13 protein-coding genes and 2 pseudogenes are annotated in these 14,391 nt (G+C 75.1%); 12 read left to right on the top strand and 3 right to left on the bottom strand.

Going from position 1 to position 14,391, the window contains the following annotated elements; genetic code table 11:
* Positions 1-1,041, top strand: a 1,041-nt coding sequence (locus tag AB0C69_RS22985; protein ID WP_360356687.1) for a hypothetical protein, incomplete at its 5' end; no start/stop codon positions are given.
* Positions 1,042-1,146: 105 nt separating this feature from the next.
* Positions 1,147-2,313 carry an alkaline phosphatase PhoX gene (locus AB0C69_RS22990; protein ID WP_360356690.1) on the top strand — a complete coding sequence of 389 codons (1,167 nt, stop codon included), beginning with the start codon at positions 1,147-1,149 and terminating at the stop codon, positions 2,311-2,313.
* 6 nt (positions 2,314-2,319) lie between these two features.
* Here the strand turns inward: AB0C69_RS22990 and AB0C69_RS22995 are convergent, their stop codons facing one another.
* Both AB0C69_RS22995 and AB0C69_RS23000 read right to left on the bottom strand, forming a co-directional pair.
* Positions 2,320-3,258, bottom strand: coding sequence for an MBL fold metallo-hydrolase (locus tag AB0C69_RS22995; protein WP_360356692.1), 939 nt, complete (start codon positions 3,256-3,258; stop codon positions 2,320-2,322).
* 7 nt (positions 3,259-3,265) lie between these two features.
* The gene (locus AB0C69_RS23000; RefSeq protein ID WP_360356695.1) at positions 3,266-4,615 is read right to left on the bottom strand and encodes a DUF1015 domain-containing protein; all 1,350 of its coding nucleotides are present in this window, start codon (positions 4,613-4,615) and stop codon (positions 3,266-3,268) included.
* 72 nt (positions 4,616-4,687) lie between these two features.
* On the opposite strand from AB0C69_RS23000, the gene AB0C69_RS23005 reads away from it, so the two are divergent.
* Both AB0C69_RS23005 and AB0C69_RS23010 read left to right on the top strand, forming a co-directional pair.
* Entirely contained in the window at positions 4,688-5,131 is a 444-nt protein-coding gene (locus AB0C69_RS23005) for a tetratricopeptide repeat protein (protein WP_345187546.1), read from the top strand.
* 56 nt (positions 5,132-5,187) lie between these two features.
* Positions 5,188-6,189 carry an HAD-IIA family hydrolase gene (locus AB0C69_RS23010; RefSeq protein WP_345187561.1) on the top strand — a complete coding sequence of 334 codons (1,002 nt, stop codon included), beginning with the start codon at positions 5,188-5,190 and terminating at the stop codon, positions 6,187-6,189.
* 46 nt (positions 6,190-6,235) lie between these two features.
* On the opposite strand, the gene AB0C69_RS23015 is transcribed toward AB0C69_RS23010, so the two are convergent.
* Entirely contained in the window at positions 6,236-6,577 is a 342-nt protein-coding gene (locus AB0C69_RS23015; protein ID WP_345187543.1) for an SCP2 sterol-binding domain-containing protein, read from the bottom strand.
* Between the two features lie 114 nt (positions 6,578-6,691).
* On the opposite strand from AB0C69_RS23015, the gene AB0C69_RS23020 reads away from it, so the two are divergent.
* The 8 genes and pseudogenes from AB0C69_RS23020 to AB0C69_RS23055 form a co-directional block, all read left to right on the top strand.
* Entirely contained in the window at positions 6,692-6,940 is a 249-nt protein-coding gene (locus tag AB0C69_RS23020) for a hypothetical protein (RefSeq protein ID WP_345187541.1), read from the top strand.
* Positions 6,933-7,736 (top strand): TlyA family rRNA (cytidine-2'-O)-methyltransferase, encoded by an 804-nt coding sequence (locus AB0C69_RS23025; RefSeq protein WP_353835245.1) that lies wholly within the window; start codon positions 6,933-6,935, stop codon positions 7,734-7,736. Before AB0C69_RS23020 ends, AB0C69_RS23025 begins: the two co-directional genes overlap by 8 nt.
* A gap of 124 nt (positions 7,737-7,860) precedes the next feature.
* Positions 7,861-8,742: pseudogene (locus AB0C69_RS23030) on the top strand (NAD kinase); the annotation flags it as partial.
* 217 nt (positions 8,743-8,959) lie between these two features.
* The gene (recN, locus tag AB0C69_RS23035; protein WP_345187535.1) at positions 8,960-10,666 is read left to right on the top strand and encodes a DNA repair protein RecN; all 1,707 of its coding nucleotides are present in this window, start codon (positions 8,960-8,962) and stop codon (positions 10,664-10,666) included.
* Positions 10,667-10,817: 151 nt separating this feature from the next.
* Complete coding sequence (steA, locus tag AB0C69_RS23040; protein WP_345187533.1) at positions 10,818-12,056, top strand: putative cytokinetic ring protein SteA; 1,239 nt, start codon at positions 10,818-10,820, stop codon at positions 12,054-12,056.
* Positions 12,053-13,006, top strand: a complete 954-nt coding sequence (locus tag AB0C69_RS23045) for a copper transporter (RefSeq protein ID WP_345187530.1) — start codon at positions 12,053-12,055, stop codon at positions 13,004-13,006. Before steA ends, AB0C69_RS23045 begins: the two co-directional genes overlap by 4 nt.
* Positions 13,007-13,010: 4 nt before the next feature.
* Positions 13,011-14,018, top strand: a complete 1,008-nt coding sequence (locus tag AB0C69_RS23050; protein ID WP_360356702.1) for a hypothetical protein — start codon at positions 13,011-13,013, stop codon at positions 14,016-14,018.
* Between the two features lie 93 nt (positions 14,019-14,111).
* Positions 14,112-14,391, top strand: a pseudogene (locus AB0C69_RS23055) (virulence factor MviN); the annotation flags it as partial.

The raw sequence follows: 14,391 nt of genomic DNA on the forward strand, positions 1-14,391 counted from the left end.
GACCGCGGAGACCGGCCGGCGCGGTACGAGGAGCGTGAGCGTCCCGCGCCGAAGCATGACGATCCGCTGCTGCCCGAGGACGTCACCGGCGACGAACTGGACGTGGAGGCGCGCGAGGAGCTGCGCACGCTGCCGAAGGACCTCGCGGTGAAGGTCGCGCGGCACCTGGTGATGGCGGGCCGCCTCGCCGAGGACGAGCCCGAGCAGGCCTACCGGCACGCGAAGGCGGCGCGGCGGCTCGCGTCCCGCGTCGGCATCGTGCGGGAGGCCGCCGGGATCGCGGCCTACCACGCGGAGGAGTGGGCGGAGGCGCTGGCCGAGCTGCGGGCCGCGCGGCGGCTGGGCGCCGGTGACTCCTCCTACCTGGCCGTCATGGCCGACTGCGAGCGCGGTCTCGGGCGGCCCGAACGCGCCCTCGACGTGATCAAGTCGCCGGAGGCGGAGAAGCTCGACCCGGCGGAGCGCGTGGAGCTGCGCATCGTGGAGTCGGGCGTGCGGCGCGACATGGGCCAGCACGACGCGGCCGTCGTGACCCTGCAGATTCCGGAGCTGCGCGACCGGCGGCTGCGGCCGTGGTCGGTGCGGCTGTTCTACGCCTACGCCGACGCACTGGTCGAGGCGGGGCGCGAGGAGGAGGCGTCCGACTGGTTCGCGCGGGCCGCCGCGGCCGACCGCGACGGCGACACCGACGCGGCCGAACGGTACGCCGAGCTCGAAGGCCTCGAGATCCTCGACACGGAAGAGGAAGAGGACGCCGGCGACGTCCTGACGGAGGCACCCGCCGGGGCGCCGGTGGAGGATGCCGCCGAGGCGGAGGAACCGGAGCCCGCGGAGACGGAGGAGCCGGAGCCCGCCGAGACGGAGGAGCCGGAGCCCGCCGAGACGGAGGAGCCGGAGCCCGTCGAGGCGTCGGCGACCGACATCGCGTTCCGGGCCGCCGAGCCCGAGGCGCAGGACGCGCCGGACGAGGGCGCGCCCGAGGCTCCGGCGGTCTTCCTGGAGCCGAAGCAGGTCGACGAGGAGCGGCCGCAGGCGGACTGACCTCCGCTACTTGACTGGCGGGTAGGTTTCCCGGATATTCACGGGACCGCGCTGTTCGGGGGGCCGCCGGACACGTCCGGCGGAGACCGACTCTTTGGAGTTGCCATGCCCCTGGACCGACGTACGTTCCTGCGCGCCGCCGCCATCGCGGGCGGGACGACCGCCTTCTCCGGCGCCCTGTGGCAGCGGGCCTTCGCATCGGGGCCCGCGCAGCCCGGACCGAGCCCGTACGGGCCGCTGCTGTCCGCGGACGGCAACGGGGTGCTGTTGCCGCAGGGCTTCACCAGCCGGGTCGTGGCGCGCTCGCTCCAGCGCGTCGAAGGGACGAGGTACACGTGGCATCCGGCCCCCGACGGGGGCGCGTGCTTCCGCGACGGGGACGGTTGGATCTACGTCAGCAACTCGGAGGTGCCCGCCGTCGGCGGGGTCTCGGCGATGCGGTTCGACGCCTCCGGGAAGGTCACGTCGGCGTACCGGATCCTGAACGGCACCTCGCTGAACTGCTCCGGAGGGGCGACGCCGTGGGGGACGTGGCTGTCGTGCGAGGAGCACGACCTCGGCCTCGTCCACGAGACGGACCCGCGCGGGCAGAAGGGGGCGGTGTCCCGCCCGGCGCTGGGCCGCTTCAAGCACGAGGCGGCGGCGTCCGACCCCGAGCGCAAGGTCGTCTACCTCACCGAGGACCAGTCGGACGGCTGCTTCTACCGGTTCCGGCCGCAGACCTGGGGCGACCTGTCGTCCGGCACGCTCGAAGTGCTCGTCGGCTCCGGGACGGGCCCCGTCCAGTGGGCGAAGGTGCCGAACCCGCAGGTGTGGCTCACACCGACCCGGGACCAGGTGGACGGCGCCATGCGCTTCCACGGCGGTGAGGGCTGCTACTACACGCGCGGCGTCTGCTACTTCACCACCAAGGGCGACAACCGCGTCTGGGCGTACGACGCGGCCGTCGCGCGGCTGGACATCGCCTACGACGACGACCTCGTCACCGGCGGCGAGGCGCCCCTGCACGGGGTCGACGCGGTGACCGCCACGGCGTCCGGCGACCTCTACGTCGCCGAGGACGGCGACAACATGGAGATCAACCTCATCACCGCCGAGGGGATCGTGACGCCGTTCCTGCGCGTGCTCGGCCACGACGAGTCGGAGATCACCGGGACGGCGTTCAGCCCCGACGGGTCGCGCCTGTACTTCTCGTCCCAGCGCGGCAAGAGCGGGTTCGTCGCGGGCACGGACGGCTACACCTTCGAGGTGACCGGCCCCTTCCGCCGCTGACGGGCCCTAGGCGTGCCGGCCGAGGGCGTGCATGATGCCGGCGACGTTGCTCTCGGCGCTGTTGAGGATCTCGTACTTGGCGGCCAGTTCCGGATCGACGTCTTCGCTCATGGACGCGTACCGGTCCCTGGTGCGGTCGACGACCATCGCGACGGCGTGGTCGAGGTCCAGGCCCTGGTCGCGGGCGTCCTTGACGGCGTCCACCCAGATCCGCAGCTCCTCCGCCGAGCGCTCCAGCGTCTCCTCGACCTCCCGCACGGGCCCGTAGTGCGCGAACAGCAGCCGCTCAGGGCCCAGCGACCGGAACCGGCCGATCGACTCCAGCGCCGTGTCGAGGTCGAAGTCCGGGGGCGGCGTGGCGGGCCGCACGTCCGCCGTCTCCGGGATGTAGATCCCGGCGGCGTCGCCCACGTAGAGGTCGCCGGTCCGCGAGTCGACCAGCCCGACGTGGTGCTTGGCGTGGCCGGGGGAGTAGTGCGACTCCAGCCGCCGCCCGCCGCCGAGGTCGACCGCGCCGGTGTCCTCGACGGCGCGGATCCGCGCCGCGTCCGTGGGCTTCAGCTCGCCGAACAGGGTGTCGAGACCGTCCCCGTAGACCATGCGGGCGCTGCGCATGAGGCGGGACGGGTCCGCCAGGTGCCGGGCGCCCTTCTCGTGGACGACGACCTCCGCGCGCGGGTACATGCCGGCGATGTCGCCGACGCCGCCCGCGTGGTCGAGGTGGATGTGCGTCACGACCACGCTCGCCAGGTCGTCCGGACCCACGCCCAGCTCGCTCAGCGCGGCCTGGACGACGGGAGCCGAGCCGGACGTGCCCGGCTCCACCAGGCAGGGCCGGTCGGACAGGATCAGGTACCCGGCGGTGATGCCGGTGTAGCCGGCCATCCGCGTGTCGATCTCGTAGACGTCCCCGCCGAGCGGCGTGATCGCGGTCGTGGTGTCCATCCCCCGATCATGGCTCCTGCGGGCCGTCCCGGTCGAGAAGGCGCAGGACGAGGCCGGTGCGGGGCTTGGGACCGAACGAGGTGGACTTGCGCGGCACGCGCTCGCCGCCGCCCGCGACCGCGAGCACGTCCTCGACCCTGAGGGGGTTCAGGATCACGGCCGTCCCCCCGCTGCGCCGGGCGCGGGCGATGGCCGCGGACGGGTCGTCGTGCACCACCTCGATCGCGTTCTCGTTCTCCGGGACGCCCCACACCCCGCCGATCAGCAGATGGTCGAGGACGGCGGTGTCGAGCGCGCGCCAGCGGGGGGAGTGCTCGGACGGCATGGCCTCGCGCAGGGCGTCCGGATCGGGGCCGGTGAGCAGGTGCAGGGAGTCGCCGCCGCCGAGGAGGAAGGCGGGGCCCTCGGCGCGGGCGAGCGCGTCCAGAGCCGCGTCCTCGGCCGCGAAGCCGGTCACGGTGAAGACCTGGCCGGCCTTGTCCAGCGCTGCGTCCGGGCGGAGCCCGGGGAGCACGCGGTGGATGGCGCCCAGGTGCGGCGGGTAGCGCGTCGAGTCGACCAGCAGCGCCAGCCCGGAGTCCCAGGGGCCGGGGCCGTCGCCCGCCGCGTGGCGGCGCGCCTGGAGCGCGCGGTAGGTGGCGTAGCGGTGGTGGCCGTCCGCGATGAGCGCCTGCTTGCCGCGCAGGTCGGCGGCCACCCGCGCGTGCAGGTCCGGGTCGGTGACGCGCCACAGGCGGTGGGTGAGCCCGTCGTCGGCGTCGAACTCCATCAGCGGGGCACCGGCCGCGGCTCCGTCGACGACGTCGGCGGCGTCCCCGCCGCCCTCGTACACCAGGAAGATCGGCTCCAGGTTGGCGTTCGCCGCCGCCATCAGGGCGAGCCGGTCGCGGACCGGGCCGGGGAAGACGTTCTCGTGCGGCAGCACGACGCCGTCGGACTCCGCGCGGAGCCCGAGGCCGCCGATCAGCCCGCGCTGCAGGACGGTCCCGCCGCGGGCCGCCTCGTAGACGTACAGGGCCGGTTCGGGGTCGACGGCGAGCGCGCCGCGGTCCAGCCAGCGGCGCAGCCGCCGCCCGGCGGCGTCGTAGGTCTCCCCGGCGGCGCGGGGGAGGTTGAGCCTGATGATGTTGTGGCCGCCCTCCGCGAGCAGCCGCAGCGCCGCCGCCTCGTCGATCAGGTCGTAGGGCGGCATGGTCACCGACGCCGGGTCGCCGGCCACCTCGGGGACGAAGCGGACGCCGCGGAACGGGGACAGCTCCAGGCCCGCGCCCGTGCGCGGCGCGGCCGTCCCGAAGACGCATGCGCTGAACTCCTCCGGGTCGAGACCGGAGGAGAGGTCGTCGTCCACGCTGGGCATGCTATTCAGCGGAGGGCGTCCGGCGCCGCGGCGGGTACGGTCGTAGTGATCGATGTCCGAGGGGAGGTCCACATGAGTACTCAAGGACCCGGACGGCCGGAGGATTCCCCAGGCGCCGACCCGGGCGAGCATGCGGACTCGCCGCAGGGCGGGGTCTACGAGTGGTACACGCGGGGCCTGGAGCTGCTGCGGGCGGGCAGCGCCGCGGCGGCGCTGCAGCTGCTGGCCAGGGCGGCCGAGGCCGAGCCGCAGTCGCACAGCATCCGCGAGGCGCTCGCCCGCGCCCAGTTCGGGGCGCGGCAGTTCGGCGCGGCCGCCGAGAGCTTCCGCGGGATCGTGGAGGCGGAGCCCGCCGAGGACTACGCGCGGTTCGGGCTCGGGCTGTCGCTCAGCCGGATGGGCGACTTCGAGGCCGCCGTCGAGCATCTCGCGCTCGCCGCGGCCATGCGCCCGGAGAACGCGGACTACGCGCGGGCGTTGCGGCACGCCAGGGCCACTCTCGCGGCCCGGCGCTGACCCGCCCCTTACCCGTTGGTAACAACCCCCGTACGATCGCAGGCATGAGGAGCGCGATGAAAGGCAGCGACCGTCCCCTGAGCGAGGCGTACGACGTCGCCCTGCTCGACCTGGACGGGGTCGTCTACGTCGGCCGCCGGCCCGTCCCCGCCGCGGCGGAGTCGCTCGCCAAGGCGCGCGCGGCGGGGCAGCGGCTGGCGTTCGTGACCAACAACGCGTCGCGGACGCCGTCGGCGGTGGCGGCGCTGCTCACCGAGGTCGGCGTCCCCGCCGAGGCGTCGGACGTGGTGACCTCCGCGCAGGCCGCCGCCCGGCTGCTCGCCGAACGCCTGCCCGCCGGGTCGGAGGTGCTCGTGGTGGGCGGCATGGGGCTGCGCCACGCCCTCTACCAGCGGGGCCTGCGGCCGGTGTCGACGGCGGCCGGGCGTCCCCCCGCCGTCGTGCAGGGCTACCACCCCGACCTCGGCTACGGGCTGCTGTCCGAAGGCGCCCAGGCGGTCGCCCTGGGCGCGCTGTTCGTCGGTTCCAACGGCGACCTGACCATCCCCGGGGGCGAGGGCCCTCCCCACCCCGGCAACGGGGCCCTCCTCCGCGTGATCAGCGGTGCCACCGGCGTGGAGCCGATCGTCACCGGCAAGCCCGAGCGCCCGCTGCACCAGGAGTCGATCCTGCGCACCGGCGCCGAGCGCCCGCTGGTGGTCGGCGACCGCCTCGACACCGACATCGAAGGCGCCTACAACGGCGGCGCCGACAGCCTCCTGGTCTTCACCGGCGTCACCGGCCACCTCCAGGCGCTCACCGCCCCGCCCCACCGGCGCCCCACCTACCTCGCGCCCGACCTGTCCGGTCTCCTCGTCCCGCACCCGGAGACCGTCAGGGAGGACGGCGCGCACCGGTGCGGGGGCTGGACCGCGCGCCGCGACGGCGACGCGTTCGCCCTCAGCGGATCCGGCGACCCCTACGACGGCCTCCGCGCCCTCGCGTCCGCCGCCTGGGAGACCGAGGAGCCGCCGCCTTCGGAGGCCCTCACCGCGGCCCTGGAGACGCTCTCGCTCTGAGGACCGGGCCCCGGACCGGGGGGCTGGAGGGCGGGCCGGACCCCGCTCAGAGGAGCTTGCGCAGCCGCAGGAGGTCGAAGATGCTCGCCTCGATCTTCAGGCGGCCGGCGCTCCACGCCTTGGCCGGGTTCAGCTCGTCGAAGGCCATCGCGACGAGGTCGTCGCTGTCCACGGTCAGGCGCACCTGCGCGGCCCCGGGGTCCTCGTCCAGCTCGAACGGGTCGAGGCCGCCCCCGTGCAGCCGGCTGCGGAAGGCCACGCCGAGGTCCGCGACCCGGCAGCTGATCGTGCGCTCGACGACGTGCTCGGCGAGCCGGTCGGCGTCCACCTCGGCCAGGCGCGCGGCGACGCGCTCCAGCGCCGCACGGCACTCCTCCTCGTTCGCCATGGTCAGGCCGTTCCCCGTTCGTCCGGCATCGATGTCGTTCAGGGACGGTAGCGTTCATGGTGAGCCGGAGGCGACTCGTCGCGTGCGCTCCGGGAGCACTGGGAGGTAAACGTGATGTCCGACGAGGCCGCGGAGGAGCCGGAGTTCCCGGCCGCGCCGCCGCCCGACCCGACCGGCGACCCGCGCGTGGACGCCGCCGTCGCCCTCCTCGGCGAGCTCGGCGGGCGGCCCGTCGCCGCGCACGTGGAGGTCTTCGAGGACGTCCACCAGCGGCTCCAGGAGCTCCTCGCCGCCGCCGGGCAGGACGAGCGGCCCGCGCCGCCCCGGCCCGCCTTCCCCGACGCGCTGCGCCCCCGTGAGTAGCCGGCGACGCCTGGACGCCGAACTGGTGCGCCGCGGGCTGGCCCGGTCGCGGGAGCAGGCAGGGCAGCTGATCGGCGACGGCCGGGTCCGCGTCGGCGGGCAGACCGCGGCGAAGGCGGCCACCCAGGTCGAGGCCGCGGCCGCGATCGTCGTGGCCGAGGACGGCGGCGGCCCGGAGTACGTCTCGCGCGGCGGGCACAAGCTCGCCGGAGCGCTGGAGGCCTTCGCGGGCCTGGACGCCCGGGGCCGGGTCTGCCTGGACGCGGGCGCCTCCACCGGCGGGTTCACCGACGTCCTGCTGCGCGCCGGCGCGCAGCACGTGTACGCGGTCGACGTCGGGTACGGGCAGATCGCCTGGTCGCTGCGGACCGACGACCGGGTCACCGTCCTGGAGCGGGTCAACATCCGCGACCTGGAGCCGGGGATGCTCGACGGCGCGCCGCCGAGCCTCGTCGTCGGCGACCTGTCGTTCATCTCGCTCAAGCTCGTCCTCGGGCCGGTCCGGCGGTGCGCGACCCCCGAGGCCGACTACGCGGTCATGGTGAAGCCGCAGTTCGAAGTGGGCAAGGACCGGGTCGGCGCGGGCGGGGTCGTCCGCGACCCGCTGCTGCGCGCCGATGCGGTGCGCGGCGTGGCGGAGCACGCGGCGACGCTCGGCCTCGGCGTCCTCGGGGTGGCCGCGAGCCCGCTGCCGGGGCCGTCCGGCAACGTGGAGTACTTCCTGTGGCTGCGCGCGGGCGCCCCGCCGCTGGAGGAGGAGGCCCTGGCGAAGGCGATCGCGGAGGGTCCGCAGTGAGCGTCGCACCGCGCGTACAGGGCGCACCGCGCGTACAGAGGGCGTCGAAACCGGGAACGTCCCGCGCGGGGGCGTTCGTCCAGCCGTCCGCACGCCGGAGCGCGTCGGGGAGTGGGGCGAGAGCATGAGCACAAGGTCGGTGCTGGTCGTGGCGCACACCGGGCGGCCCGAGGCGGTCCGCAGCGCGCAGCTGGTCATCGAGCGGCTCAGCGAGGCCGGGATCTGCGTGCGGGTCCTGGACGGCGAGGCCGACGACATCGGCTGCGCGGGCGTGGAGGTGATGCCGAGCACCGCCGCGGCCGCCGACGACGCCGAGGTCGTCATGGTCCTCGGCGGCGACGGGACGCTGCTGCGCGCCGCCGACCTCACCCGCAGCTCCGGCACGCCGCTGCTCGGGGTCAACCTCGGCCACGTCGGGTTCCTCGCCGAGGCCGAGCGCGAGGACCTCGCCGCCACCGTCGACCGGGTCGTGACCCGCCGCTACGACGTCGAGGAGCGCATGACCGTCGACGTCACCGCCCGCCGCAACGGCACCGTCCTCGGCACGACGTGGGCGCTCAACGAGGCCAGCATCGAGAAGGCCGAGCGGGAGCGGATGCTGGAGGTCGTCGCCGAGATCGACGGCCGGCCGCTGTCCAACTGGGGCTGCGACGGTGTGGTGTGCGCCACCCCGACCGGCTCCACCGCGTACGCGTTCTCCGCCGGGGGCCCGGTCGTGTGGCCGGAGGTGGAGGCGATGCTCGTCGTGCCACTCAGCGCGCACTCGCTGTTCGCACGGCCGCTGGTGGTCTCGCCGCGCTCGTCGGTCGCGGTGGAGGTACTGCCCGACACGCCCCGCGCGGTGCTGTGGTGCGACGGGCGCCGCACGCTCGACCTCCCGCCCGGCGCGCGGGTGGAGGTCCGCCGCGGCGCCGAGCCGGTGCGGCTCGCGCGGCTGCACCTCACCCCGTTCACCGACCGGCTGGTCACCAAGTTCGGGCTGCCCGTGACGGGCTGGCGCGGGCGGGTCCGCCAGCCGTCCCGGCCGTCCCCGCCGCTCGGGGACTCCCAGGTCGGGGACGCCCCGGCGGCCGGCGGCATCGCCGGCTACCCGGGCCCCGGCTTCCCGCCGCAGAGCGCGCCCCCGGGGGCGGACGGGGAGGCGGCGGGCGGGCAGAGGGGATAATCTCCACAGGCGCTGATCGGGGATCTGGTTGCGGAGGGTTGTGACGCTGGTGCGTCCGATGGTCGATGAGGTGCGGATCCAGGGCCTCGGTGTGATCGACGAGGCCGTGCTCGATCTGTCGCCGGGCTTCAACGTGGTGACGGGGGAGACCGGGGCGGGCAAGACCATGGTGGTCACCAGCCTCGGGCTGATGTTCGGCGGCCGAGCCGACCCGCAGCGGGTCAGGCCCGGCGCGGGACGCGCCACGGTGGAGGGCCGGATCGTCGTCGATCCCGGCGGCCGCGTGGTCGAGCGGGTCGAGGACGCCGGCGGCGAGCTGGACGACGGCGCCCTGATCGTCACGCGCTCGGTGTCGGCGGAGGGCCGCTCCCGCGCGTTCCTCGGCGGCCGGTCCGTCCCCGTCAGCGTGCTGATCACCCTGGCGGACGACCTGGTCGCCGTGCACGGCCAGTCCGACCAGCAGCGCCTGCTGCAGTCGGCGCGGCAGCGCGGCGCGCTCGACCGGTACGCGGGCGGCGCGCTGACCAAGCCGATGCGCGCCTACACCAAGGCCTACCAGCGGCACCGCCAGGTCAGCGCGCTGCTGGAGGAGCTGACCACGCGGGCGCGCGAGCGGGCCCAGGAGGCCGAGCTGCTCCGCTTCGGCCTGGAGGAGATCGAGAAGGTCGACCCCAAGGACGGCGAGGACACCGACCTCGCCGCCGAGGAGGAGCGCCTCGGGCACGCCGACGCGCTGCGCGGCGCCGCCGACACCGCCCACGAGGCCCTGCTCGGCGACCCCGCCGCCGCGTTCGAGGCCGCGAACGTGACCGGCCTGCTCGGCCAGGCCCGCAACGCGCTGGACGCCGTCCGCGACCACGACCCCGAGCTCGCGGCGCTCGCCGACCGGCTCGCCGAGGCGGGCTACCTGGTCGCCGACGTCGGCACCGACCTGGCGTCCTACGCCGAGTCCGTGGACGCCGACCCGGCGCGGCTCGCGGCCGTCCAGGAGCGCCGCGCCGAGGTGACCGCCCTGACCCGCAAGTACGGCGGGACGGAAGGCACGGTCACCGCGGTCCTGGAGTGGGCGCGCGGGTCCGCCGCCCGCCTCGCGGAGCTGGAGGGCGACGACGACCGCATCGACGAGCTGCGCGCCGAGCACGCCGAGCTCACCGAGCGGCTCGCCGCCGAGGCCGCGGAGCTGACCGCGGTCCGCACCCGCGCCGCCGAGCGGTTCTCCGAGGCCGTCACCGAGGAGCTGACCGCGCTGGCGATGCCGCACGCCCGCGTCGCCGTCTCCGTCACCCCGACCGGCGACTACGGCCCGCACGGCGTCGACGAGGTCGAGGTCCGGCTCGCCCCGCACCCGGGGTCGCCGCCGCTACCGCTGCACAAGGGCGCCTCGGGCGGCGAGCTGTCCCGCGTGATGCTGGCGATCGAGGTCGTGTTCGCGGGCGCCGACCCCGTCCCGACCTTCGTGTTCGACGAGGTCGACGCGGGCGTCGGCGGCAAGGCCGCGGTGGAGATCGGGCGGCGCCTGGCGCGGCTGGCCCGCAACGCCCAGGTGATAGTCGTCACGCACCTGCCGCAGGTCGCCGCGTTCGCCGACCAGCACCTGCTGGTGGAGAAGTCCGACGACGGAACCGTCACCAGCAGCGGCGTCACCGCCCTGGACCGGGAGGGCCGCGTCCGGGAGCTGTCGCGGATGCTGGCCGGCCTGGAGGACTCCGAGCTCGGCCGCGCGCACGCCGAGGAGCTGCTCGCCATGGCCGCCGAGGAGCGCTAGCGGCGGCCGGGCCCGCAGATCAGTCGACACGCCGGCGCCGCGGCGGGCCGCCCCCCGCTCCGGCAAAGATTACAGAGAGTGCGCGAACGGACACGCCTGGAGTGTCGGCGTTTCCGGCGTCCGCTCCCGTGCTCTGGCAGGATGGCAGTTGATGAACGAGTCGTCACCCACCGCAGAGAGACGCGTCCGGCTGGCCCAGAGGCTGCCGCGGCGCGTTCTCACGCTGGGCCGCGGCCGCGACGACGGGCGGCCCGGGATCAGCGCCACGGTGCGGCTCGACCGCCGCACCAAGGACCTGACCAAGCGGCTGCAGCCCGGCGAGGTCGCGGTGATCGACCACGTCGACCTCGACCGCGTCAGCGCCGAGGCGCTGGTGTCGCGCGAGGTCGGAGCCGTCGTCAACGTCGCGCCCAGCATCTCGGGCCGGTACCCGAACCTCGGGCCGCAGATCCTCATCGAGGCCGGCATCCCGCTGCTCGACGACGTCGGCCCGGAGATCTTCAGCAAGCTGCAGGAGGGCGACCAGGTCCGCGTCGAGGGGCCCGCGGTCCACCGGGGCGAGGAGGTCGTCGCCAAGGGCACCGAGCAGACCGCCGAGTCCATCGAGGAGGCGCTGACCGAGGCCAAGGCCGGTCTCGCCTCCCAGCTGGAGGCGTTCGTCGCCAACACGATGGAGTACGTCAAGCGCGAGCGCGACCTGCTCATCGACGGCGTCGGCGTCCCCGAGGTGGCCACCCGGATCTCCGGGCGGCACGCCCTGATCGTCGTGCGCGGCTACCACTACCGCGAGGACATCGCGACCCTGCGCCCCTACATCCGCGAGTACCGCCCCGTGCTGATCGGGGTGGACGGCGGCGCCGACGCGCTGCTGGAGGCCGGCTACCGCCCCGACATGATCGTCGGGGACATGGACTCGGTCTCCGACGACGCGCTCACCTGCGGCGCCGAGCTCGTCGTGCACGCCTACCGGGACGGCCGCGCGCCGGGCCTGAAGCGCGTGCACGAGCTCGGCAAGGACGCCGTGGTGTTCCCCGCCGCCGCCACCAGCGAGGACATCGCGATGCTCCTCGCCGACGACAAGGGGGCCACCCTGATCGTCGCGGTGGGAACGCACGCGAACATGGAGGAGTTCTTCGACAAGGGGCGCGCCGGCATGGCCAGCACGTTCCTCACCCGGCTCCGCGTCGGCAGCAAGCTCGTCGACGCCAAGGGCGTCAGCAGGCTCTACCGCAGCCGGATCTCCACCTGGTCGCTGCTGTTCCTCGTCCTCGGCGCGTTCATCGCCATCGTCACCGCCGTCGCCATGTCCCCGGCGGGGGACGTCATCAGTCCCCTGCTCGCCGACCGCTGGCACGCCTTCCTCTTCTGGCTGACCGGACTCTTCACGTGATCGATTTCCGCTACCACCTCGTCTCCATCGTCGCGATCTTCCTCGCGCTGGCGCTCGGCATCGTGCTGGGCTCCACCACGCTGTCCAACTCGGTGAGCGACACCCTGCGCCAGCAGGCCAACTCGGCCGCCAAGACGGCCCAGCAGGCCCGGCTCGCGCAGCGCGACCTGCGGCGCCAGCTGGACGGCGAGGAGCAGTTCACCCAGGCGCTCTCGCCGCAGATCGTCGCCGAGCGGCTCAAGGGCCAGTCCGTGGTGCTGATCGAGACGCCCGGCGCCGGCAACGACAGCATCGAGCAGATCAGCCGGTTGGCGAAGGACTCGGGCGCCGCCGTCACCGGGCGCGTCACGATCCAGAAGAAACTCCTCGACGACGACCAGCAGACCACCGTCGACGAGCTCGCCACGCAGCTCAAGGCCGACGACGTGAAGTTCCCGGAGAACGCGGGCGCCTACGGCAAGGCCGGCGCGGTCCTCGCGGGCGCGCTCGTCACCAAGGACCCCGCCAGGTCCGGCCGCGAGGACGCCGCCGGAGGCGCCGTCCTCAACGGCTTCAAGCAGGCCGGATACGTCACCACCAGCGGCAAGCCCGGACAGCACGCCACCCTCGCCGTCATGGTCGCGCCCGCCGCCCCCTACGCCTACGCCGGCGGAGGCGACGACAACAAGGCACTGATCTCGCTGGCCTCCGCACTCGACGGCGCCGGGCGCGGTACCGTCGTCGGTGGCCCGCCGACCTCCGCGCAGGAGGGCGGGCTGATCGCGGCGCTGCGCGACTCCGACGCCGCCGACTCGGTCTCCACCGTCGACGTGGTGGACACCGCGGCCGGCCAGGTCGTCACGATCCTGGCGCTGCAAAACGAGATCGGCGGCAAGTCCGGGCAGTACGGCACGGGCGCCGGCGCGAACGGCTACCTGCCCTCGCCCGCGCCCACGGCGAAGAACGGGTGACCTGATGAGACGAGGCATCGCCAGGAGCACGCGGCTGGCGACCGGCGCAGGCCTCGGCGCGGTGGCGGCCCGCGCCGCCTACACCGCGCTGACGCGTCGCCCGCCCGGCCTGAACGGGCTGCCCGGCGAGCAGGTCTGGGGCCGCACCAACCACCGCGGCGAGCCGGTCACGCTGCTTGAGGGCCCCGCGTTCGTCGCGGGCGCCGCCGCGGCCGGGCTGCTCGCCCCCGGCGCCGCCGCCCGGGTCCGCGCCGCCGCGCTGCTGGCCGGCGCCGGTTCCGGCGCCCTCGGCGGCTACGACGACCTCGCCGGGTCGGCGTCCTCCCGCGGCTTCAAGGGCCACCTGACCGCGCTCGCGCGCGGCGAGGTGACCAGCGGCGCGGTGAAGATCCTCGGCATCGGCGCGACCGGGCTGGCCGCCGCCGCCGTCGCCGGCTCGCCCGCCCCGACCCGCACCGGCCGCGCGTTCGACACCCTCGTCAACGGCGCCCTCATCGCCGGCTCCGCGAACCTGATGAACCTGTTCGACCTGCGCCCCGGGCGGGCCGTGAAGGTCGGCCTCATCGCCGGGACGCCGCTGGCGCTGACCCGCTCCGGCTCCGCCGTGGTCGCCGCGCCGCTCGGCGCCGCCGCCGCGCTGCTGCCCGAGGACCTCGGCGAGCGCGCCATGCTCGGCGACACCGGCGCCAACGCGCTCGGCGCGCTGCTCGGCCTCGCCGCGACCCGCCTCGGCCGGGGGCCGCGGCTCGCCGTCCTGGCCGGGATCGCCGGGCTGAACGCCGCCAGCGAGTTCGTCAGCTTCACCAAGGTCATCGCGGGCAACCCGGTGCTGAACCGCGTCGACATGCTCGGCCGCCGCCCGGCCGCCGTCCCCGCCCCGGCCCCCGCCGAGGCGGCGGAGCGGGAGACCGGGGAACGGGAGAGCGGGAAGCCCGACACCGAGGACGCGTACCGCCCGGCCGTCCCGCCGCAGGCCGACCCGGCGGGCGACGGCGTCGCCGACCCCGCCTAGCCCGCCGGACGCCCCCCGCAGATCTCGACGAGCGTGCCTTCGCCTACCGTGCCCCCATCCGAAGCGCCACCGCCCGACCGGCGGCGGCCGGGCATGCGCCGGCTGACCGGCGGGCTGGCCGGCGCCGCCGTCGTCATCGCGGTCATCACCGTGCTGGCGCGGCTCGCCGGGTTCGGACGCACCTACGCCTTCTCCCAGACCGTCACCACCTCGTGCCTCAGCCAGGCGTACTTCAGCGCCACGCAGCTCCCGAGCAGCATCTACGAGAACGTCGCGGGCGGCGCGCTCGCGAGCATGGTCGTGCCGGTGCTGGCCGGGCCCGCCGAGCGCGGCGACCGCGAGGAGGTCCGGCGGACCGGGTCGGCGCTGCTCA

Source organism: Actinomadura sp. NPDC048032, assembly GCF_040653175.1.
Classification (GTDB): domain Bacteria; phylum Actinomycetota; class Actinomycetes; order Streptosporangiales; family Streptosporangiaceae; genus Spirillospora; species Spirillospora verrucosospora.